Source organism: Burkholderia sola, assembly GCF_905400185.1.
GTDB classification, from domain to species: domain Bacteria; phylum Pseudomonadota; class Gammaproteobacteria; order Burkholderiales; family Burkholderiaceae; genus Burkholderia; species Burkholderia sola.
The window spans coordinates 3508107-3528632 of record NZ_FR989675.1; the positions used below are offsets into that span (position 1 = coordinate 3508107).

Genomic DNA, 20526 nt, shown 5'->3' on the forward strand with positions numbered 1-20526 from the left:
AGGGGAACGTGCCTTTCCGCCCGCATGGTGGCGTCGTTCGTCGTTGCAATAGCGACGGCTATTGCGCCTCCTCGCTCCTTGCCCTGCGGGCGGAAAGGCACGTTCGCAAGCCCGATATTAGCGTGAACAGGCCCTAACGGATCTTCACGCCTTCGAGTTCGGGCTTCGGCGGCGGGAATTCCAGCTTCATGTCGGTCATCGTGCGCAGCAGCAGCTCGGCGATCATCACGTTGCGGTGCGTCTTCGAATTCGCCGGGATCACGTACCACGGCGCATGCTCGGCCGACGTCGCGGCGAGCGCGTCGCGGTACGCGGACTGGTACGCGTCCCAGTGCTTGCGCGCGTCGAGATCCGAGATGTCGAATTTCCAGTGCTTGGTCGGATCGTCGATACGCGCCTGCAGCCGCGCGCGCTGCTCGTCCTTCGAAATGTGCAGGAAGCACTTGACGATGGTCGTGCCGTTCTCGAACAGCATCGTCTCGAAATCGCGGATCTGCCGGTAGCGGCGCTCGCATTCCTTGTCGTCGATCGCACCGAGCACGCGCGGCACCAGCACGTCCTCGTAGTGGCTGCGGTTGAAGATCGCGAGTTCGCCCGCCGCCGGCACCTGCGCATGCACGCGCCACAGGAAGTCGTGCGCGGCCTCGATCGGCGTCGGCGCCTTGAACGGCACGATGCGCAGGCCGAGCGGATCGACCTCGCGGAACACCGCGCGCACGGTGCCGTCCTTGCCGCTCGTGTCCATCCCCTGCAGCACGAGCAGCACGCGCTTCTTCTGCTGCGTGTGCAGGCGCTCCTGCTGGACGTCGAGCTCGGTCGACACGACCGACAGCCGTTCGCGGTCGGCCTCCTTCGAACCGGACGAAAACGGCTTCGCGGCCGAGTCGAACGCGTCGAGCTTGAATGCGGCGGCTTCCTTGTCGCGCGTGCTGTAGGGCACGCGGAAATCGTCGAGCGACGGTTGTTTCGCCATTCGTTCCTCCGTTGAACGGTGCGACGCATACGATAACGCATCCACCAAACGCGACGGGCCGCCCCGAACTGGTTCGGAGCGGCCCGTCGTCAAGCGCGGTTCAGGCGCGCGCGCATGCTCAGCCGAGCTTCTTCTTCAGCAGTTCGTTGACCTGCTGCGGATTGGCCTTGCCCTTGGTCGCCTTCATCGCCTGGCCGATCAGCGCGTTGAACGCCTTTTCCTTGCCCGCGCGGAATTCCTCGACCGATTTCGCGTTCGCCGCGAGCACTTCGTCGATGATCGCTTCCAGCGCGCCGGTGTCGGAGATCTGCTTCAGGCCCTTCGCGTCGATGATGCGGTCGGCCGCACCTTCGTCGGTCGCCTTCTCGTCCCAGATCGTCGCGAAGATTTCCTTCGCGATCTTGTTCGAGATCGTGCCGTCGGCGATGCGCTGCAGCAACAGCGCGAGTTGCGCGGCCGACACCGGAATCGCGTCGATCTCGATGCCGTCGCGGTTCAGTTGCGACGACACGTCGCCCATCAGCCAGTTCGCGACGATCTTCGCATTCGCCGCGCCGGCCTTCGCGACCACCGATTCGAAGTACGCGGCCATCGCCTTGCTCGACGTCAGCACGCCCGCGTCGTACGCGGACACGCCGTACTCGTCGACGAAGCGCTGCTGCATCGCGGCCGGCAGTTCGGGCATGCCCGACTGCACACGCTCGACCCAGTCCTGGCCGATCACGAGCGGCATCAGGTCGGGGTCCGGGAAGTAGCGGTAATCGTGCGCGTCTTCCTTGCTGCGCATCGACCGCGTCTCGCGCTTGTCCGGATCGTAGAGGCGCGTCTCCTGCACAACTTCGCCGCCATCCTCGATCAGTTCGATCTGACGCTGCACCTCGTAGTTGATCGCCTCTTCGAGGAAACGGAACGAGTTCAGGTTCTTGATTTCAGCGCGCGTGCCAAATTCCTTCTGGCCGACCGGTCGCACCGACACGTTCGCATCGCAGCGGAACGAGCCTTCCTGCATGTTGCCGTCGCAGATGCCGAGCCACACGACGAGCGCATGCAGCGCCTTCGCATAGGCAACAGCCTCGGCCGCGCTGCGCATTTCCGGCTCGGTGACGATCTCGAGCAGCGGCGTGCCCGCGCGGTTCAGGTCGATCCCGGTCATCCCTGCATAGTCCTCGTGCAGCGACTTACCTGCATCCTCCTCAAGGTGCGCACGAGTCAGATTGATCGTCTTCTCGTATGCAGCCTTGCCGGCCTTCTCATTGGCCGGAACGTGGATCGTCAGCGTGCCGCCCTGCACGACCGGAATCTCGTACTGGCTGATCTGATAGCCCTTCGGCAGATCGGGGTAGAAATAATTCTTGCGCGCGAAGATGCTGCGCGGCGCGATGGTCGAGCCGATCGCGAGGCCGAAGCGGATCGCCCGCTCGACCGCGCCGCGGTTCAGCACCGGCAGCACGCCCGGCAGCGCCAGGTCGACCGGGCACGCCTGCGTGTTCGGCTCCGCGCCGAACTGCGTCGAGGCGCCCGAGAAAATCTTCGAGACGGTCGACAGTTGCGCGTGCGTCTCGAGACCGATAACGACTTCCCATTGAGTCATGCTTACACCCCCGCCGGAACTTGCTTGTGCCAGTCGGTCGCGCGCTGGAACGCATCCGCGACCTGCAGCATCCGGGCTTCGTTGAAATAGTTGCCGATGATCTGCAGGCCGACCGGACGCTTCGCATTCGCGCCCGCGCCGAAGCCGCACGGCACGCTCATGCCGGGCAGGCCCGCGAGGCTCACCGACAGCGTGTAGATATCGGCGAGATACATCTGCACCGGATCGTCGCCCTTCGCGCCGAGATCCCATGCGACCGTCGGCGACGCCGGGCCCATGATCACGTCGCAGGACTTGAACGCTTCCTGGAAATCGTTCGCGATGATGCGGCGGATCTTCTGCGCCTGCAGGTAGTACGCGTCGTAGTAGCCGTGCGACAGCACGTACGTGCCGACCAGAATCCGGCGCTTCACCTCGGGCCCGAAGCCTTCGGCGCGCGACTTCTTGTACATGTCGAGCAGGTCGCCGTACTGCGCGGCGCGGTGGCCGAAGCGCACGCCATCGAAACGCGACAGGTTCGACGACGCTTCCGCCGGCGCGATCACGTAGTACACGGGGATCGACAGTTCCGTCTTCGGCAGCGACACCGGCACGAGCGTCGCGCCGAGCGCTTCGTATTGCTTGAGCGCCGCGTCGATCGTCGCGCGCACGTCGTCGGCGAGGCCGGCGCCGAAATACTCGTTCGGCAAGCCGATGCGCAGGCCCGCGAGCGGCTTGCCCGCGTCGTTGCCGGCCGCCCACGGCTGGCCGAGGTGGCGCGTGAAGTCTTCGTCGTCGCGCTCGAGGCTCGTCGAGTCGCGCTCGTCGAAGCCCGCCATCGCGTTCAGCAGCAGCGCGCAATCGGACGCGCTCTGCGCCATCGGGCCACCCTGGTCGAGCGACGACGCGAACGCGATCATCCCGTAGCGCGACACGCGGCCGTAGGTCGGCTTGATGCCCGTCACGCCCGCGAACGACGCGGGCTGGCGGATCGAGCCGCCGGTGTCGGTGCCGGTCGCGGCCGGCGCGAGGCGCGCGGCGACGGCGGCCGAGCTGCCGCCCGAGCTGCCGCCTGGCACCGCGTTCGTGTCCCACGGGTTCTTCACCGCGCCGAACGCCGAATTCTCGTTGGACGAGCCCATCGCGAACTCGTCCATGTTGGTCTTGCCGAGCGTGACCATGCCGGCCGCCTGCAGGCGGGCGACGACGGTCGCGTCGAACGGGCTCTCGTAGTTCGCGAGCATCTTCGAGCCGGCGGTCGAGCGCCAGCCGCGCGTGACGAACACGTCCTTGTGCGCGATCGGCAGGCCGGTCAGCGCGCCGCCCGCACCGCGGGCGAGTTCCGCGTCGGCGGCTTTCGCCTGCGCGAGGGTGAGGTCGGCGTCGACGTGGACGAACGCGTTCAGGTCGCGCGCGGCGTCGATCCGTTTCAGGTAGTGCTGCGCGAGCTCGACGGCCGAGCATTCCTTGGCGGCGAGCGCGGCGCGCAGTTCGGTCAGGCTTTTTGCGTGCATTGAGTGGTTTTCCTGGGAATTCTGGGTGGCGCGCGGCGCTGGACGGCCGGCGCGCTTGTCATCGAATGCTTACTCGATCACCTTCGGCACGAGATAGAGGCCGTCCTGGACGGCCGGCGCCGGACGCTGGTTGTCGTCGCGATCGACGACTTCCGTCACGGCGTCGTCGCGCAGGCGCTGCGCGACTTCCTGGATCTGTTCGATCGGGTGGGCGAGCGGCGCGATGCCGGCGGTGTCGACCGCCTGCATCTGTTCGACGAGGCCGAAGAATTCATTGAGCTGGCCGAGCATGTGCTCGGCGTCGGCGTCGGCCATTTCGAGTCGCGCCAGGTGCGCGATGCGTTTCACATCGGTCAGGGTCAGGGCCATGCGATCACCGGAAAAACAAGGCTGCGCAGTGCATCGACGACAGCACTGCGGCGGGGGGTTGGAGGGTGCGATCCCACCCTCAAAAATCGGGGCCGAAGCGGCAAAAATACCGCCCGTTTCGATTCAAATACCGAGAAATTATAAGGTATCATTACGCGTTCGACCCAAACCCGGCAGCCTTTTCCCGCACCGTTTCGCCCTGTTTCGGCAAGCCGTGCGTGCTTCGTGCGATCCCCGGTAGACATCACTCGCAGCTTCGTGCGCCGCGGCGGCCGCTTCCGCCACGCTTCCCGAGGCTGTTATTTTTTCCGCTGCCGCCCTCAGCGCTCGCTATGCAGGGCCGGCCCAGAGCGAAACAGGATTCTGAATGTTCGGTTTTTTGCGCAGCTACTTCTCCAACGATCTCGCGATCGACCTCGGCACCGCAAACACCCTGATCTACATGCGCGGCAAGGGCATCGTCCTCGATGAGCCGTCCGTCGTGTCGATCCGCCAGGAAGGCGGCCCCAACGGCAAGAAGACGATCCAGGCGGTCGGCAAGGAAGCCAAGCAGATGCTCGGCAAGGTGCCGGGCAACATCGAGGCGATCCGCCCGATGAAGGACGGCGTGATCGCCGACTTCACCGTCACCGAGCAGATGATCAAGCAGTTCATCAAGACGGCCCACGAGTCGCGCATGTTCTCGCCGTCGCCGCGCATCATCATCTGCGTGCCGTGCGGCTCGACCCAGGTCGAGCGCCGCGCGATCAAGGAAGCGGCGCACGGCGCCGGCGCGTCGCAGGTCTATCTGATCGAGGAGCCGATGGCGGCCGCGATCGGCGCGGGCCTGCCGGTGTCCGAAGCCACCGGCTCGATGGTCGTCGACATCGGCGGCGGCACGACCGAAGTCGGCGTGATCTCGCTCGGCGGCATCGTGTACAAAGGCTCGGTGCGCGTCGGCGGCGACAAGTTCGACGAGGCGATCGTCAACTACATCCGCCGCAACTACGGGATGCTGATCGGCGAGCAGACCGCCGAGGCGATCAAGAAGGAAATCGGCTCCGCGTTCCCGGGCTCCGAAGTCAAGGAAATGGAAGTGAAGGGCCGCAACCTGTCGGAAGGCATCCCGCGCAGCTTCACGATCTCCAGCAACGAAATCCTCGAAGCGCTGACCGATCCGCTGAACCAGATCGTGTCGTCGGTGAAGATCGCGCTCGAACAGACGCCGCCGGAACTCGGCGCCGACATCGCCGAACGCGGGATGATGCTGACGGGCGGCGGCGCGCTGCTGCGCGACCTCGATCGCCTGCTCGCGGAAGAAACCGGCCTGCCGGTGCTCGTCGCCGAGGATCCGCTCACCTGCGTCGTACGCGGTTCGGGCATGGCGCTCGAGCGCATGGACAAGCTGGGCAGCATCTTCTCGTACGAGTGATCGCCTAAGCAGTCCCGTTTGATATGACGCACCCGCGGCGTGGCCGGATCGCTCGTTCAGAACGAACCGCCGCGCCGTTTGCGCGTCTGAGCATTATTTAACCGATCACACGCGCCCGGCGCCGACCATGGAATACAGTCCGCCGCCCCTCTTCAAGCAAGGTCCGCCCGCGCTCGCGCGGCTCATCTTCTTCGTCGCCCTCGCCATCGCGCTCCTCGTGTCGGACGCGCGCTTCAGCACGCTCGAAATCGTGCGCGGCGTGCTCGGCACCGTGCTCTACCCGCTGCAACGCGCGGCGCTCGTGCCGCGCGACCTGTTCATGGGCGCGGCCGACATCGCCGTTACCGGCGCGTCGCTGCGCCACGAGAACGACGATCTGCGCAAGCGCAACCTGCAATTGTCCACGCAGGCCAACCAGGCCGCCGTGCTCACGCAGGAAAACGCGCACCTGCGCGCGGTGCTCGAACTGCGCCAGCACATCGCGACGCAATCGACGCCGGTCGAGATCCAGTACGACACGAGCGATCCCTTCACGCAGAAGATCGTGGTCGGCCAAGGCTCGCAGCAAGGCATCCAGGACGGCTCGCCCGTCGTCAGCGAGGACGGCGTGATCGGTCAGGTCACGCGCGTGTTCCCGCTGCAATCCGAAGTCACGCTGGTCACCGACCGCGATCTCGCGATCCCCGTGCAGGTGCTGCGCACCGGCCTGCGCAGCGTGATCTACGGCACGCCGAAGGGCGATTCGCTCGACCTGCGCTTCGTGCCGACGAGCGCGGATCTCGTCGCCGGCGACGAGCTCGTCACGAGCGGCCTCGACGGCGTCTATCCGCCCGGCCTGCCGGTCGCGAAGGTCGTGCGCGTCGACAAGCTCGCCGATACCGCGTTCGCCCGCGTGACCTGCGCACCGGTCGCGGCCGTGCGCGGCGCGCGCCAGATGCTCGTGCTGCATTACCGGAACGACATCCCGCCGCGCCCGGCCGAGCTTGATCCCGCGACCGAGAAGAACGCGAAGGGCAAGAAGGGCGCGAAAGCCGCCGCGAAGAGCGACAAAGCGGAGAAAACCGACAAGGCCGACGCGAACGCGAAGCCGGCCGCCGCGGCCCAGCCCGGCGCAAAGCCGGCGCCCGCGGCGCCTGCCGCGCCGGCCCAACCGGCCGCCGCGCCCGCGAAGCCCGCCGCCGGGCAATCAGGAGCCCAGCGATGAACCGCCCGCAATACATCCTGCAGCCGGTCAATCCGTATTTCATCGTCTTCAGCCTCGCCGCCGCGTTCCTGCTGAACCTGATGCCGTGGGGCCGCCTGCCCGGCGTGCCCGACTTCGTCGCGCTCGTGCTGCTCTTCTGGAACATCCATCAACCGCGCAAGGTCGGGATGGGCGTCGCGTTCGCGCTCGGCATCCTGATGGACGTGCACGACGCGGGGCTGCTCGGCGAGCACGCGCTCGCCTATACGCTGCTGTCGTACGGCGCGATCACGATCCACCGCCGCGTGCTGTGGATGCCGATCGGCGTGCAGGTGCTGTACGTCACGCCGCTGCTCGTCGCCGCGCAGCTCGTGCCGTTCGTGATCCGCCTGCTGATGGGCGCCGCGTTCCCCGGCTGGCGCTATCTGGTCGACGGTTTCGTCGAAGCCGCGCTGTGGCCGATCGCGAGCCACCTGCTGCTGATGCCGCAACGCCGCCCGGTCGACCCGGACGATACGCGACCGATCTGAGCCGGACCGACCTTGAATACCCGCCGCCCCCACGCCCGCCGCGCGACGCGCTCCGGGGCGGCACCTCGCCCGCGCCCGCGCGCGGGCCAGATTGCCCTTAAATGACCGAATTCAACGACACCCAACAGCAGCTCTCGAGGTTCCGCCTGCGCGTCGCGGCGGCGGGCGTGTTCGTGTTCGTCTGCTTCGGGCTGCTCGCGAGCCGCTTCTTCTACCTGCAGCTGATGCAGCACGGCAAATACGCGCTGCAGGCCGAGGAAAACCGCATCTCCGTCGCGCCGATCGTGCCGAACCGCGGGATCATCACCGACCGCAACGGCGTGATCCTCGCGAAGAACTACTCGGCGTACACGCTCGAGATCACGCCGTCGAAGCTCGACGACACGCTCGACAACACGATCGACAAGCTGTCCGAGATCATCCCGATCGACGCACGCGACCGCCGCCGCTTCAAGAAGCTGCAGGAAGACTCGAAGAACTTCGAGAGCCTGCCGATCCGCACGCGGCTCACCGACGCGGAAGTCGCGCGCTTCACCGCGCAGCGTTTCCGCTTCCCCGGCGTCGACGTGCGCGCGCGGCTGTTCCGTCAGTACCCGCTCGGCATGACGGCCGCGCACGTGATCGGCTATATCGGCCGGATCTCGAAGCGCGACCAGGATCGCATCGACGCGATGAGCGACGACAACGACAGCGACCAGGAGCACTACGATCCGCGCCGCGACGCGAACAACTACAAGGGCACCGACTACATCGGCAAGATCGGCGTCGAGCAGAGCTACGAAACCGAGCTGCACGGGCTGACGGGTTTCGAGGAAGTCGAGGTGACGGCCGGCGGCCGGCCGGTGCGCACGCTGTCGCGCACGCAGGCGACGCCCGGCAACAACCTCGTGCTGTCGCTCGACATCGGGCTGCAGCAGGTCGCCGAGCAGGCGTTCGCCGGCAAGCGCGGCGCGCTCGTCGCGATCGAGCCGAAGACGGGCGACGTGCTCGCGTTCGTGTCGTCGCCAAGCTTCGACCCGAACTCGTTCGTCGACGGCATCGACCAGCAGACCTGGGACGAGCTGAACAACTCGCCCGACAAGCCGCTGCTGAACCGCCCGCTGCACGGCACCTACCCGCCCGGCTCGACGTACAAGCCGTTCATGGCGCTCGCCGGCCTGACGCTCGGCAAGCGCACGCCGGGCTGGGGCTTCCAGGATCCCGGCTACTTCACGTTCGGCGGCCACACGTTCCGCAACGACGTGCGCTCGGGCCAGGGCTGGGTCGACATGAACAAGGCGATCATGGTGTCGAACGACACCTACTTCTACATGCTCGCGCGCGACCTCGGCGTGAACGCGATCGCGAACTTCATGAAGCCGTTCGGCTTCGGCCAGATCACCGGGATCGACATCCAGGGCGAGGCGCGCGGGATCCTGCCGTCGACCGACTGGAAGAAGAAGGCGTTCAAGAAAGCGGCGCAGCAGAAGTGGTTCGACGGCGAGACGATCAGCCTCGGGATCGGCCAGGGCTACAACTCGTTCACGATCCTGCAGCTCGCGCACGCCACGGCGACGCTCGCGAACAACGGCGTCGTGATGAAGCCTCACCTCGTGAAGGAAGTCGAGGATCCGATCTCGCGTGCGCGCCACCTGACCGTGCCGAAGGAAAGCGACGTGATCCCGCTGAAGGCGGCCGACATCGACGTCGTGAAGCGCGGGATGGAGAACGTGATCGAGAACCCGTCCGGCACCGCGTACAAGGTGTTCCGCGGCGTGCCGTACCTCGCGGCCGGCAAGACCGGGACCGCGCAGGTGTTCTCGCTGCAGGGCTCGAACTACAAGGGCCACCTGCTCGCCGAGCACCTGCGCGACCACGCGCTGTTCATCGCGTACGCGCCGGTCGACCATCCGCAGATCGCCATTGCGCTGGTCGTCGAGAACGGCGGCTGGGGCGCGCAGGCCGCCGGCCCGATCGCGCGGCGCGTGCTCGACTACTACCTCGTCGAGCGCCAGAACCCGAAGAACGAGGCCGCGGCCGTGGCCGCCGCGGCGTCGGCCACCGAGCCGGTGAGCGCGCCGGTGGTCGGCGACACGTCGAAGCCGGCCACGATCGCGGCCGGCTTCACCGCGCTGCCGCAGCCGGTCGTGCCGTCGGCGGCCAGCGCGGCCGATGCGGCATCGGCCGCATCGGGGGCGTCGGATGCCTCGGGGCCGGCTAGCGCCAGCACCACCGCGCCGGCCGACGCGAGCGCCGCGGCGCCGATGGCCGCGAGCCTGCCGCCGATCCGGCGCCCGCACCGGCCGCGCCGGCCCGCCAGCGACGCGCAGCCGGTCGTCGCCACGCCGCGGGACGACAACCACCGCGCAACGGCCCCCGCGAAAGCGGCGGACGCCGGCACCGCTCATTAACGGAGAAAGGCATGCAATTCGACAAGCGCGCCTGGCTCGACAAGATCAAGCAGATGTTCGCGGGCTTCGACCGCCCGCTCGCCCTCATCGTGTTCCTGCTGCTGTGCGTCGGCATCGTCACGCTGTACAGCGCGTCGATCGACGTGCCGGGCCGCGTCGAGGACCAGTTGCGCAACATTCTGCTGACGTTCGTGCTGATGTGGGTGATCGCCAACATCCCGCCGACCACGCTGATGCGCTTCGCGGTCCCGCTCTATACGTTCGGGGTCGCGCTGCTGATTGCCGTCGCGCTGTTCGGGATGACCAAGAAGGGCGCGAAGCGCTGGCTGAACGTCGGCGTCGTGATCCAGCCGTCGGAAATCCTGAAGATCGCGACGCCACTGATGCTCGCGTGGTACTACCAGCGCCGCGAAGGCGGGCTGCGCTGGTACGACTTCGTCGCCGCGTTCGGGATCCTGATGGTGCCGGTCGGGCTGATCGCGAAGCAGCCCGACCTCGGCACGGGCCTGCTCGTGTTCGCGGCCGGCTTCTTCGTGATCTACCTCGCCGGCCTGTCGTTCAAGCTGATCGTGCCCGTGCTCGTCGCGGGCGTGATCGCGGTCGGCTCGATCGCCGTGTTCGAGGAACGCATCTGCCAGCCCGAAGTGCAGTGGCCGCTGATGCACGACTACCAGAAGCACCGTGTGTGCACACTGCTCGACCCCACGTCCGACCCGCTCGGCAAGGGCTTCCACACGATCCAGGCCGTGATCGCGATCGGCTCGGGCGGCGCGCTCGGCAAGGGCTACCTGAAAGGCACGCAGGCGCACCTCGAATTCATTCCGGAAAAGCACACCGACTTCATCTTCGCGGTGTTCTCCGAGGAATGGGGGCTCGCCGGCGGGCTCGTGCTGCTGACGCTGTACATGGCACTGATCGCACGCGGCCTCTACATCGCCGCGCAGGGCGCGACGCAGTTCGGCCGGCTGCTCGCGGGCTCGCTCACGCTCGCGTTCTTCGTCTACGCGTTCGTCAACATCGGGATGGTGAGCGGCGTGCTGCCGGTCGTCGGCGTGCCGCTGCCGTTCATGAGCTACGGCGGCACCGCGCTCACGACGCTCGGCATCGCGATCGGGATGATCATGAGCGTCGGGCGGCAGCGGCGGCTGATGAAGAGCTGACCGCGCGGCCTGCCCCGCGACACACGAAAACGGCGCCCCGGCGCCGTTTTTCATTGGGCCAGGCCGCTTACTGCGGCGGCGCGTACGGCTTGCCTGGCTGCACCGCGCCGGCGCCCGATGCCGGCGTCGGCGCCTTCAGCCGCGCGCTCAACTCCTTGAATTTCAGCCCGGCCGTCTCGTCGCCCTGCGCGGCCGCCGCCGCGTAATACGCGCGCGCGATGTTCAGGTTCTGCGCGACGCCGTCGCCGCCGCGCTCGTAGAACGACGCGGTCACGTACTGCGCGACGGGATCGCCGGCGTCGGCGGCCTGCTTGTACCACGTGAACGCCTGCCGGTTGTCGCGCGGCGTACCGCGCCCGTCGAGGAACTGGTTTGCGAGCGACAGCTCGGCCTGCACATGCCCCTGCTTCGCGGCCCGCAGGAACCAGCGATGCGCTTCTGCCGGGTTGCGCGCGACGAACTCGCCGTCGTCGAACATCCGGCCGTACACGTACTGCGCGTGCGACATGTTCGCGTCCGCCGCGCGCTTGAGCCAGCGCACCCCTTCGTCGATGTTCGCCGTCACGCCTTCGCCCGTCAGCAGCATCATCGCGTAGTTGAACTGCGCGAGGCGATCGCCGCGCTCGGCCGCATCGTGGAACTGCACGAGCGCCGCGCGATAGTCGCCGGCGTTGTAGTCGGCGACCGCCGATTGCGTCTCGCGCGCCGGATCGGGCTTCGCTTGCGGCACGCCCTGCGCGGCGGCCGCCATCCACACGGCCCACAGCCCGACCATCGCCCCGATCCGCACCCGCCTGCGGCACGCAGCGTCTGCTCCGTTCATGACCGTACCTCCTGCAACGCCTGCCGCGTCGCGCGCAACAGCCAGCTCACGTCGGCCGATACGGTAATCATCCGGTATCCGGCGTCGCGATACTGGCGCGCGGCCGCCGTATCGCCGGCGAAGATGCCGACCGCGACGCCCGCCTGCTTGCCGGCCGCGAGCACGCGCGCCATCGCGGTTTCGACGTCCGGGTGGCGGATATCGCCGAGATGCCCGAGGCTCGCCGCGAGATCGGCCGGGCCGACGAACAGGCAATCGACGCCGGGCGTCGCCGCGATCCGCTCGACTTCGTCGACGCCGCGCGCCGATTCGACCTGCACGACCACCGCGACTTGCGCATTCGCCGTCTGCAGATAGTCGCGGCGCATGCCGAATGCCGCCGCGCGCACCATGCCGGCCACGCCGCGCAGCCCGTCCGGCGATTCCGGCGACGGGAAGCGCGTGAGCCGCACCGCGTGCGCGGCGTCGTCGGGCGACTCGATACACGGGAACATCAGCGTGCGCGCGCCGGCGTCGAGCGCGCGCTTCACGAGCCACGGCTCGCGCGCCGGCACGCGCACGACCGGCTCGCTCGGCAGGTGCGCCGCGGCGATCGCGCGCAGTTGCGATGCCACGTCGCGACTGTCGTTCGGCGCATGCTCCATGTCGATGCAGAGCCAGTCGTAACCGGCATGCGCAAGCGCTTCCGCGGCCGAGTCGCTGCCGAGCGACAGCCACAGGCCGTACAGCGGCTCGTCACCGTCGCGCAGGCGTTGTTTGAGGGAATTGGTGAGCGTGCTCATCGATACGGCCTCCGGAACGGAACGGCAATCGAACGGGACAAGCAACAGGCGAAGCGAAACGCGCACCGCCCAAGCAATCGAAGCATGGCGGCGGCCGCAGACCGCGCGCCGCAGAACGTGAGTCGGACCGGGACGGCCGATCTGACAGCGCGGGCCGCGCGATCGCCCACGCGCGCGTTTTTCGGTGCCGCACGACGATCATAGCGCGGCGGGGTGCTCGATGCGGGAACAGACGGGGGAAGCCGTACCGGCGCGGGACGGCGGGAGGCGACACCGCCAGGCGCGGTGACGGGCAGCCCGCGCCGGACGGCGGGGCTGCCGGTGCAGGCAGGATCAGCGGCCGGACTGGCGCTCGACGTCGGCCCAGCAGTTCGGCGTTTCGTACAAGCGCACGCGCTCGAGGCGCAGGTTCACGCCGTAGTGCGCGTCGTACACGTTCGCGAGGCGGTCGAACGCGATCGCCGCGAGGTTCTCGACGGTCGGGATCCGGTCGATCACGACGGTCTTGTGGTCGGCCATCTGCTCGAGGAACGAGCGCACGACGTCGTCGCGCGCATAGACCAGGAACGCGTGGTCCCACTTGCTGACGAGGTGCTCCATCGCGAGCGCCTTCACGTCGGCGAAATCCATCACCATGCCGCGGTCGGGCGCGCCCTCGGTATCGACGAGATCGCCGCGCAGCGTGATTTCGAGCACGTAGCGATGGCCGTGCAGGTTCCTGCACTGGCTGCGGTGATCGGGAATGCGGTGGCCCGCGTCGAATTCGAGTTTTCGGGTAATCAGCACGATGTCAAAGGCCGTGGCTCAGGGAATGTTCAGATATTTGTGGGTCTGCATCGACAGCCGCCACTGCGGATGACGCTTGCACCAGTCGATCGCGAGCTTCGTGTTGAGGTCGCGCGACGGGCCGTCCATCGGCTGCACGAGAAAATACTCGAAATCGAGCTTCGCGTAGTCGGCGAGCCGCTGGTTGTCCTGCGGCACGACGACCTTCAGTTCGTTGCCCTTCGTGACGACGAGCGGCGCATCGGCCTTCGGGCTCACGCAGATCCAGTCGATCGTGTCGAGCACCGGCAGCGAACCATTGGTCTCGATCGCGATCTCGAAGCCGGCCGCATGCAGCGCGTCGACGAGCGGCTGGTCGAGCTGCAGCATCGGCTCGCCGCCCGTGCAGACGACGAAGCGGTGCGCTTCGCCGTCCGGCCACAGGCCGGCGATCGTCGCGACGAGCGCGGCGGCATCCTTGAACTTGCCGCCGTTCTCGCCGTCGGTGCCGACGAAATCCGTATCGCAGAAGCGGCACACGGCCTCCGCACGATCCTCTTCGCGGCCCGACCACAGGTTGCAGCCGGCGAACCGGCAGAACACGGCCGGCCGGCCCGCATTCGCGCCCTCGCCCTGCAACGTGTAGAAAATTTCCTTGACCGCGTAAGTCATCGTGCTTCGTCCGGCTCGCGCCGCTCGTTGTCGATCAGAATCCGTTGTCCATCAAGCGCTGCCCGCGCGAGCCGCGTCACAGCGGCGCTTCGGTCACCCGCTCGCCCTTCAGGTAGGCCTCGTAGCCGCGCTTGCGCAGCTTGCAGGCCGGGCATTCGCCGCAGCCGAAGCCCCAGTCGTGCAGCTCCGCACGCTCGCCCACGTAGCACGTGTGCGTCTCGACGCGGATCAGTTCGACGAGCGCGTTGCCGCCGAGCTGTTCGGCGAGCTGCCAGGTCTGCGCCTTGTCGAGCCACATCAGCGGCGTCTCGAGCACGATGCGCGTATCCATCCCGAGATTCAGCGCGACCTGCAGCGCCTTCATCGTGTCGTCGCGGCAGTCCGGATAGCCGGAGAAATCGGTCTCGCACATCCCGCCGACCAGCACGCGCAGCCCGCGGCGATAGGCGATCGCCGCGGCGATCGTCATGAACATCAGGTTGCGGCCCGGCACGAACGTGTTCGGCAGGCCGTTGGCCGTCGTCTCGATCTCGATCGTGCGCGTCATCGCGGTATCGCTGATCGCGCCGAGCACCGACAGGTCGATCATGTGATCGTCGCCGAGCCGGTCCGACCACGCCGGAAACTTGCGCTTCAGCGCTTCGCGCACGCCTTCGCGGCACTCGAGTTCGACGCGATGACGCTGGCCGTAATCGAAGCCGAGCGTCTCGACCGTCTGGTAGCGCTCGAGGGCCCATGCCACGCACGTGGCGGAGTCCTGCCCGCCGGAAAACAACACGAGCGCGCCGTCTTTAGCGTCTGTCCGAATCACCGTGATACTCCGTGAATGTGTAGGCTCGCGTCGCACTGCGCCCCGAGGCCGGCTGCCACCGGGCGGCCGACGCGGCCGGCCTGCGCCGGCCCGACCAGTATAGGCAGCGCGGTCGGCCGCGAATGCGGCGGCGCGCTTATACCGCTCATCGCGCGGCATCGTGGCCGCGCGCCACGGCAGGTGCGCCGCGGGCAGCCTGCCATGCGCATGAAGCGATGCGCTAAGTCATTGAGCGGGCACGGATTTTATCATGCCCCGGCGAATGCTGCCGGGCCCGCCGCTCACGACGCGCGATATCCACCACAAACGAAAAACCCCAAGAACCTTCCGATTCTTGGGGTTTTAAATGCTGGTGGCCTGGGACGGAATCGAACCATCGACACGCGGATTTTCAATCCGCTGCTCTACCAACTGAGCTACCGGGCCAACGAAGAATGAAAGTATATCGAGCTATTCGGCCCCGAGCAAGTGCTTTCGCGAAATTTTTTACAGCGCGCCTTCCGACGGCTTCTTGCCGAGCTCGACGCCGAGTTGCTTCAGCTTGCGATACAGGTGCGTGCGCTCGAGGCCCGTCTTCTCCGCGACGCGCGTCATGCTGCCGTTCTCGCGCGCGAGGTGATATTCGAAGTACGCGCGCTCGAACGCATCGCGCGCCTCGCGCAACGGGATGTCGAACGGGATCGCGGCCGTCTGGCCCGCGAGGCCGAGCGCCGACGCCATGTCGTCGCCGAGCGTCGGCAGCGCCGCCGCGGACGCGACCGCCGCCGGCCCCGCGGCCTGCCCGCCGCCCGCCTTCGCCGCCGCGTTCGCGGACACCGGCGCTGCGCCGCGCGCAAGCCCGTGCTCGACCGACTTCAGCAGCTTCTGCAGCGCGATCGGTTTCTCGAGGAAATCGAGCGCGCCGATCTTCGTCGCCTCGACGGCCGTATCGATCGTCGCGTGCCCGGACATCATGATCACGGGCATCGTCAGCAGCCCCTGCGCCGCCCATTCCTTGAGCAGCGTGACGCCGTCGGTATCGGGCATCCAGATATCGAGCAGCACGAGATCGGGCGCCTGATTCAGCCGGTATTCCCGCGCGGCCTGCGCGTTCTCCGCCGCCTCGACGACATGTCCTTCATCGCTGAGGATCTCCGAGAGCAATTCCCGGATGCCCATTTCATCATCTACCACCAGGATGGTTGCCATTTACGCTGCCTTTGTCTGCTCACTTGCTTTTGTCTTGGCGGGAGTCGCCCCGTCCTGCGCACCGGGTTCGGCGCCTGGCGTATCGCTCGCCATCTGCAGGAACAGGATCGACACCTGCGCACCCTCGACGGTCTCGCCGTGCATGCGATTGCGCAGATCGATCCGCGCGCCGTGCTCGTCAACGATTTTCTTGACCGTGGCCAGCCCGAGCCCCGTGCCCTTCGCCTTCGTCGTCACGTAAGGCTCGAACGCGCGGGTCAGGATGCGTGCCGGAAAACCGGGCCCGTTGTCGGACACGGTCAGACGTACCGCGACGCGCGTTTTGCCCTCGGCGTCGGGGTCGCCATATTCTACTGTCTTGGTTTCGATCAACACACGCGGATGCGCGGACTCCGCAACCGAATCCTGCGCATTCTGCAGCAGGTTGTGAATCACCTGGCGCAATTGCGTCGCGTCGCCGCGAATCACCGGCAGCGACGGCGCGAGCTCGGCGACGATCGAGCTCTTGCCTTCGCCCACACCGTACAGCCCGAGCACCTCGCTCGCCAGTTCGTTCAACTGCAGGTTCGCGAGCACCGCCGGCGGCGTGCGCGCGTATTCGCGGAAATCGTCGACCATCCGCTTCATCGCGGCCACCTGGTTCACGATCATCGTCGCGCCGCGCTTGAGCACGTCCGCGTCGGGCGGTGAGAGTTTGTCCGACAGCTTCATCTGCAGCCGCTCGGCCGACAGCTGGATCGGCGTCAGCGGATTCTTGATCTCGTGCGCGAGCCGCCGCGCGACCTCGCCCCACGCAACCGAACGCTGCGCGGAAATCACGTCGGAGATGTCGTCGAACACGACGACGTAGCCGGACGTCTGCGGATCGTCGGCCTGCCCCTCGACCGTCGACACGAGCCGCGTGCCGCGCACGAGCAGCGTCAGCGGATCGGTTTCGCCCGGCACCTCGATCGCGAACTGCTGCTGCCAGTGGCCGCGATCGCCGCTGCCGCCGTCGGACGCCGCCTCGCGATCGGCGAACGCCTTGCGCACCATCGCGCCGAACCCGGCGGCCACGCCGATCCGGTCGAGCGTCGTACCGATCAGCGAGTTGAACGGCTGCCGGAAGATCCGCTCGGCGCCGCGATTGGCCGTCGTCAGCCGGAACTGCCGGTCGAGCACGAACACGCCGGCCGTCAGGTTCGCGAGAATGCTCTCGAGATACGTCTTCGAATGCTCGAGCGCGATGCGGTTCTTCTCGACCGCGAGCCGCGCCTCCGACAACTGGCGCGTCATCGCGTTGAACGACTGCGTAAGGAAGCCGAGCTCGTCGCGCGTCTTGATCTCGCGCTTCGGCGTGTAGTCGCCTTCGGTGATCTCCTTCGTGCCCTGCGCGAGCAGGAACAGCGGCCGCGCGAGCTGCTGGCCGAGCGCGAGCGCGAGCATCATCGCGATGAAGGTCGCGAGAAACAGCGCGAGCGTCAGCGTGCCGATGTACATCTTGCGCAGGCCCGTGCGGCCGAGCGACTTTTCCTGGTACTCGCGGTACGCGCGCTGCACCGCGTCCGCATTGTGCGCGAGCCCGGGCGGCACCGGCTGCGTGAGCTGCAGGAACCGCTCCGCCGGCTGCAGCAGCGACGTCGTCGCATCGGGAATCGGCCGCACGACGCGCAGCCGCAGCGCGCCCTTCGCACCGTGCGCGCGCGGGTCGCCGTCGACTTCGCCCTCGATCGCCGCATACGCGCCGTGTTCGCGTGCCTGGCTCAGCATCAGCGGCGTCGGCAGGTCGTCCGGAATCAGCGCCGCGAAATTGCCCGACGCCTGCGCGACGATGTGCAGGTCGGGCGCGGCACCCGAGCCGCCGCGGCTCGGCTCGACGATCGTCGCGTCCTGCACGCCGAACTGGTCGCGCAGCCGCAGCAGCGTGAGCGTCGTGCCGTTCGTGTTCGCATCGACGCTCGCGAGCTGGTCGGACATCAGCCGCGCCTTCGTCTGCAGATCGGACAGCGACGCATCGAGCATCCCGCGGCCGAGGTTCAGGCCGGCCGTCAGCGCCGTCTCGACGTTCACGTCGAACCACGATTCGATACTGCGCGACACGAACTGGTACGACACGATGTAGATGATCCCGCCCGGCACCACACCGACGAGCGCGAAGAACACCGCGAGCTTCGCGAGCAGCCGCGTGCCGAACTTGCCCTTCCTCAGGCGCACGACGATCATCCCGATCAGCCCGAGCACCACGAGCAGGAACACGAGCGCGACGACGATGTTCGTCGCGTACAGCCACGAGTAGTAGCGGTCGAAGAATTCGGTGTTCGCGCTCGCGGCCGCGAGCAGCACGAGCAGCAGCAGCGCGGTCAGCGCGACCGTCGAGACGATCACGCGGATCAGGAGGCTCTTCCCGCTGGCCGCGCGGCGTACTTTATTTAGCACGTTCGGTCACCGTGAAGTTGAAGCGCTTCCAGTCCGACCCGAGCGTCCAGTCGCGGTTGTTCACGGCATCGACCTGGAACGGCTTCGGCATCAGCGCCGTATCGAGCTGCATGCGCACCGACGCCGTGTAGGTTTCGCCCGCGCGCACCTGGTTGCGGTCGATCACGTGCCACGACGTGATGTGCCGGACCACCGCGAGCGCATCCTTCAGCGACGGAAAGCCGAGCTGCAGGCCGCCCGTCGACACGCGGTACTCGCGCGTGAGCGGCTGGAACGACAGGCGGATCGTCTGCGTGACCGCCACCGGCTGCTCGTCGAACCAATACCAGCGCGCGCGGCTCAGCTCGAAGTCGGTCGTGAAGTAAAGCGGGATGCCCTTGTTGACGGCATCCTCGAGGTTCGGATTCAGCTCGAAGTCGAACCGTGCGTCGAGGCTCCAGCCGCTTCCGTCGGACTGGAGCGACGCGCGCTGCACGGCGATCGATTCGGCATGCGCCGGCCGGACGACGGCCAGACACAGCGTCAACGCGACCAGCAAGACGGCCGCGAGCCGAAAGGGAAAAAGGTGTTTGATCGTCACCGTTTCTGAAACCGCGCGTAGAAAAATCCGTCGTGATCGGTGTTCTGGTCGAGTGCGCCGGCGGCCGCCCGTCCCTGCACGCCGCCCGGCAGCAGTTGGCCGGGGGCGTCCAATCGTACCGCATCTTCACAGGCCGCTTCAAACCAGCGGGCCTGCCCTTCGCCTTCCTCGGGGAAGATCGAGCAGGTCACGTAAAGCAGTTCGCCGCCCGGTTTCACGAGCGGCCACAGCGCGGACAGGATGCGCCGCTGCTCCGCGACCAGCGCCGGGATGTCGGCCTCGCGGCGCAGCCAGCGGATGTCGGGGTGCCGCCGCACGATGCCGGACGCCGAGCACGGCACGTCGGCCAGGATGCGATCGAACGGACGCCCGTCGTACCACGCGTCCGGCGCGCCGGCGTCGCCGACGCACACGTTCGCGGCGAGCGACAGGCGCACGAGATTCTCGCCGATCCGCGCGGCGCGCGTCGCGTCGCTTTCGAGCGCCACGACGTCCGCATCGGCGAGTTCGAGAATATGGCCCGTCTTGCCGCCGGGCGCCGCGCACGCATCGAGCACGCGCATGCCGTCGCGCGCGCCGAGCCATTCGGCCGCGAGCTGCGCGCCGGCGTCCTGCACCGACACCACGCCGTCGGCGAAGCCCGGAATGCGTTCGACCGGCAGCGCCGACGCGAGTCGCACCGCATGCCGGCCGATTGCGGTCGCTTCGATTCCATTCGCGCGCAGCGTGTCGAGATACGCGTCGACGCTCACGCGGCGCGCATTCACGCGCAGCGTCAGCGGCCCCTGACGCTCGCCGGCCGCGAGAATCGCCTGCCACGCGTCGGGCCATGCACGCTTCACCGCATCGACCCACCACGCGCGGTAGTTCCAGCGCGCGACCGGGTCGTCCTGCATCGCGGCGACGAGTGCGTCGCGCTCGCGCAGGAAACGGCGCAGCACCGCGTTGACCATCCCCTTCGCGAACGCGAATTCGCGCCGCGCGCCGATGACGGTGACGGCCTGGTCGACCACCGTGAACGCCGGGTACGCGGCCTCGTCCGCCGGGTCGAGCAGCAGCGCGAACGCACCGGCGAGCACCGCGTGCACGTGCGCGGGCGGCGCCTTGCTGACGAACTTGCCGATCAGCCAGTCCGCGCTGCCGAGGCGGCGCATCGTCCGATAGGCGACGTCCTGCGTCGCGCCGCGCGCGAGTGGCTGCGCACCGGATGGCATCTGCGCGAATACCGCCGACAATGCCGCCGGCAACGCGGTGCCGCGTCGCACCGCATCGACCGCCTGCGCGGCCGCGTCGAGCGCGAAGCCGAGCGAATCGGGCGCCAGGTGCAGCGCAGCCAGGCGCGCCGGGCGGCCGGAGGAAGTCGAAGCGGAAGAACGGGGTCGTGTCATCG

The 20526-nt window shown here is 67.7% G+C and carries 18 protein-coding genes and 1 tRNA gene; 5 read left to right on the forward strand and 14 right to left on the reverse strand.

The genetic code is table 11. From position 1 onward, the window contains the following. Positions 1-133: 133 nt before the first annotated feature. From KR541_RS16195 to gatC, 4 genes are all read right to left on the reverse strand, one after another. Positions 134-973 carry a polyphosphate kinase 2 family protein gene (locus tag KR541_RS16195; RefSeq protein WP_089488912.1) on the reverse strand — a complete coding sequence of 280 codons (840 nt, stop codon included), beginning with the start codon at positions 971-973 and terminating at the stop codon, positions 134-136. A gap of 118 nt (positions 974-1091) precedes the next feature. Beyond that, positions 1092-2564 carry an Asp-tRNA(Asn)/Glu-tRNA(Gln) amidotransferase subunit GatB gene (gene gatB, locus KR541_RS16200; protein ID WP_124631141.1) on the reverse strand — a complete coding sequence of 491 codons (1473 nt, stop codon included), beginning with the start codon at positions 2562-2564 and terminating at the stop codon, positions 1092-1094. 2 nt (positions 2565-2566) lie between these two features. Continuing rightward, entirely contained in the window at positions 2567-4057 is a 1491-nt protein-coding gene (gatA, locus tag KR541_RS16205) for an Asp-tRNA(Asn)/Glu-tRNA(Gln) amidotransferase subunit GatA (protein ID WP_011546474.1), read from the reverse strand. Between the two features lie 69 nt (positions 4058-4126). Next, positions 4127-4426, reverse strand: a complete 300-nt coding sequence (gatC, locus tag KR541_RS16210; protein ID WP_006485929.1) for an Asp-tRNA(Asn)/Glu-tRNA(Gln) amidotransferase subunit GatC — start codon at positions 4424-4426, stop codon at positions 4127-4129. Between the two features lie 367 nt (positions 4427-4793). Between gatC and KR541_RS16215 the strand changes: the two genes are divergently transcribed. The 5 genes from KR541_RS16215 (at position 4794) to rodA (ending at position 11100) form a co-directional block, all read left to right on the forward strand. After that, the gene (locus tag KR541_RS16215) at positions 4794-5837 is read left to right on the forward strand and encodes a rod shape-determining protein (protein ID WP_004189550.1); all 1044 of its coding nucleotides are present in this window, start codon (positions 4794-4796) and stop codon (positions 5835-5837) included. Positions 5838-5964: 127 nt separating this feature from the next. Continuing rightward, positions 5965-7041: a rod shape-determining protein MreC gene (gene mreC, locus KR541_RS16220; RefSeq protein WP_050011132.1), complete on the forward strand. Its 1077-nt coding sequence runs from the start codon at positions 5965-5967 to the stop codon at positions 7039-7041. Next, the gene (gene mreD, locus KR541_RS16225; RefSeq protein WP_006477476.1) at positions 7038-7550 is read left to right on the forward strand and encodes a rod shape-determining protein MreD; all 513 of its coding nucleotides are present in this window, start codon (positions 7038-7040) and stop codon (positions 7548-7550) included. Before mreC ends, mreD begins: the two co-directional genes overlap by 4 nt. A gap of 101 nt (positions 7551-7651) precedes the next feature. Next, a complete protein-coding gene (mrdA, locus tag KR541_RS16230; protein ID WP_050011131.1) occupies positions 7652-9940 on the forward strand; it encodes a penicillin-binding protein 2 in 2289 nt (762 codons plus the stop codon). A gap of 11 nt (positions 9941-9951) precedes the next feature. Continuing rightward, positions 9952-11100 (forward strand): rod shape-determining protein RodA, encoded by a 1149-nt coding sequence (rodA, locus tag KR541_RS16235; RefSeq protein ID WP_050011130.1) that lies wholly within the window; start codon positions 9952-9954, stop codon positions 11098-11100. A gap of 67 nt (positions 11101-11167) precedes the next feature. Here the strand turns inward: rodA and KR541_RS16240 are convergent, their stop codons facing one another. The 10 genes from KR541_RS16240 to rsmB form a co-directional block, all read right to left on the reverse strand. After that, the gene (locus KR541_RS16240; RefSeq protein WP_050011129.1) at positions 11168-11923 is read right to left on the reverse strand and encodes a tetratricopeptide repeat protein; all 756 of its coding nucleotides are present in this window, start codon (positions 11921-11923) and stop codon (positions 11168-11170) included. Next, on the reverse strand, positions 11920-12705 hold the full coding sequence (locus KR541_RS16245) for an HpcH/HpaI aldolase family protein (RefSeq protein WP_050011128.1): 786 nt from the start codon (positions 12703-12705) through the stop codon (positions 11920-11922). The genes KR541_RS16240 and KR541_RS16245 overlap by 4 nt, the downstream gene beginning before the upstream one ends. Positions 12706-13038: 333 nt before the next feature. Next, the gene (gene queD / locus KR541_RS16250) at positions 13039-13491 is read right to left on the reverse strand and encodes a 6-carboxytetrahydropterin synthase QueD (protein ID WP_050011127.1); all 453 of its coding nucleotides are present in this window, start codon (positions 13489-13491) and stop codon (positions 13039-13041) included. Between the two features lie 18 nt (positions 13492-13509). Beyond that, a complete protein-coding gene (gene queE, locus KR541_RS16255; RefSeq protein WP_050011126.1) occupies positions 13510-14142 on the reverse strand; it encodes a 7-carboxy-7-deazaguanine synthase in 633 nt (210 codons plus the stop codon). 76 nt (positions 14143-14218) lie between these two features. Then, positions 14219-14953 (reverse strand): 7-cyano-7-deazaguanine synthase QueC, encoded by a 735-nt coding sequence (queC, locus tag KR541_RS16260; RefSeq protein WP_050011125.1) that lies wholly within the window; start codon positions 14951-14953, stop codon positions 14219-14221. A gap of 350 nt (positions 14954-15303) precedes the next feature. Further along, positions 15304-15379, reverse strand: a tRNA-Phe gene (locus KR541_RS16265). A gap of 60 nt (positions 15380-15439) precedes the next feature. Then, the gene (esaR, locus tag KR541_RS16270; protein ID WP_006495385.1) at positions 15440-16141 is read right to left on the reverse strand and encodes a response regulator transcription factor EsaR; all 702 of its coding nucleotides are present in this window, start codon (positions 16139-16141) and stop codon (positions 15440-15442) included. Then, positions 16142-18556, reverse strand: coding sequence for a sensor histidine kinase EsaS (gene esaS / locus KR541_RS16275; RefSeq protein ID WP_050011124.1), 2415 nt, complete (start codon positions 18554-18556; stop codon positions 16142-16144). Continuing rightward, positions 18546-19136, reverse strand: coding sequence for a DUF4390 domain-containing protein (locus tag KR541_RS16280; protein ID WP_006477467.1), 591 nt, complete (start codon positions 19134-19136; stop codon positions 18546-18548). Before KR541_RS16280 ends, esaS begins: the two co-directional genes overlap by 11 nt. Next, the gene (rsmB, locus tag KR541_RS16285) at positions 19133-20524 is read right to left on the reverse strand and encodes a 16S rRNA (cytosine(967)-C(5))-methyltransferase RsmB (protein ID WP_089488947.1); all 1392 of its coding nucleotides are present in this window, start codon (positions 20522-20524) and stop codon (positions 19133-19135) included. Before rsmB ends, KR541_RS16280 begins: the two co-directional genes overlap by 4 nt. Between the last annotated feature and the right edge of the window lie 2 nt (positions 20525-20526).

Bases quoted from the DNA above. Each gene is read 5' to 3' on its own strand.
- esaR (WP_006495385.1), bottom strand. From the start codon at position 16,141: ATGGCAACCATCCTGGTGGTAGATGATGAAATGGGCATCCGGGAATTG.
- KR541_RS16245 (WP_050011128.1), bottom strand. From the start codon at position 12,705: ATGAGCACGCTCACCAATTCCCTCAAACAACGCCTGCGCGACGGTGAC.
- KR541_RS16240 (WP_050011129.1), bottom strand. From the start codon at position 11,923: ATGAACGGAGCAGACGCTGCGTGCCGCAGGCGGGTGCGGATCGGGGCG.
- KR541_RS16215 (WP_004189550.1), top strand. From the start codon at position 4,794: ATGTTCGGTTTTTTGCGCAGCTACTTCTCCAACGATCTCGCGATCGAC.
- gatC (WP_006485929.1), bottom strand. From the start codon at position 4,426: ATGGCCCTGACCCTGACCGATGTGAAACGCATCGCGCACCTGGCGCGA.
- KR541_RS16195 (WP_089488912.1), bottom strand. From the start codon at position 973: ATGGCGAAACAACCGTCGCTCGACGATTTCCGCGTGCCCTACAGCACG.
- mreD (WP_006477476.1), top strand. From the start codon at position 7,038: ATGAACCGCCCGCAATACATCCTGCAGCCGGTCAATCCGTATTTCATC.
- gatA (WP_011546474.1), bottom strand. From the start codon at position 4,057: ATGCACGCAAAAAGCCTGACCGAACTGCGCGCCGCGCTCGCCGCCAAG.
- rsmB (WP_089488947.1), bottom strand. From the start codon at position 20,524: ATGACACGACCCCGTTCTTCCGCTTCGACTTCCTCCGGCCGCCCGGCG.
- mreC (WP_050011132.1), top strand. From the start codon at position 5,965: ATGGAATACAGTCCGCCGCCCCTCTTCAAGCAAGGTCCGCCCGCGCTC.
- gatB (WP_124631141.1), bottom strand. From the start codon at position 2,564: ATGACTCAATGGGAAGTCGTTATCGGTCTCGAGACGCACGCGCAACTG.
- rodA (WP_050011130.1), top strand. From the start codon at position 9,952: ATGCAATTCGACAAGCGCGCCTGGCTCGACAAGATCAAGCAGATGTTC.
- queE (WP_050011126.1), bottom strand. From the start codon at position 14,142: ATGACTTACGCGGTCAAGGAAATTTTCTACACGTTGCAGGGCGAGGGC.
- mrdA (WP_050011131.1), top strand. From the start codon at position 7,652: ATGACCGAATTCAACGACACCCAACAGCAGCTCTCGAGGTTCCGCCTG.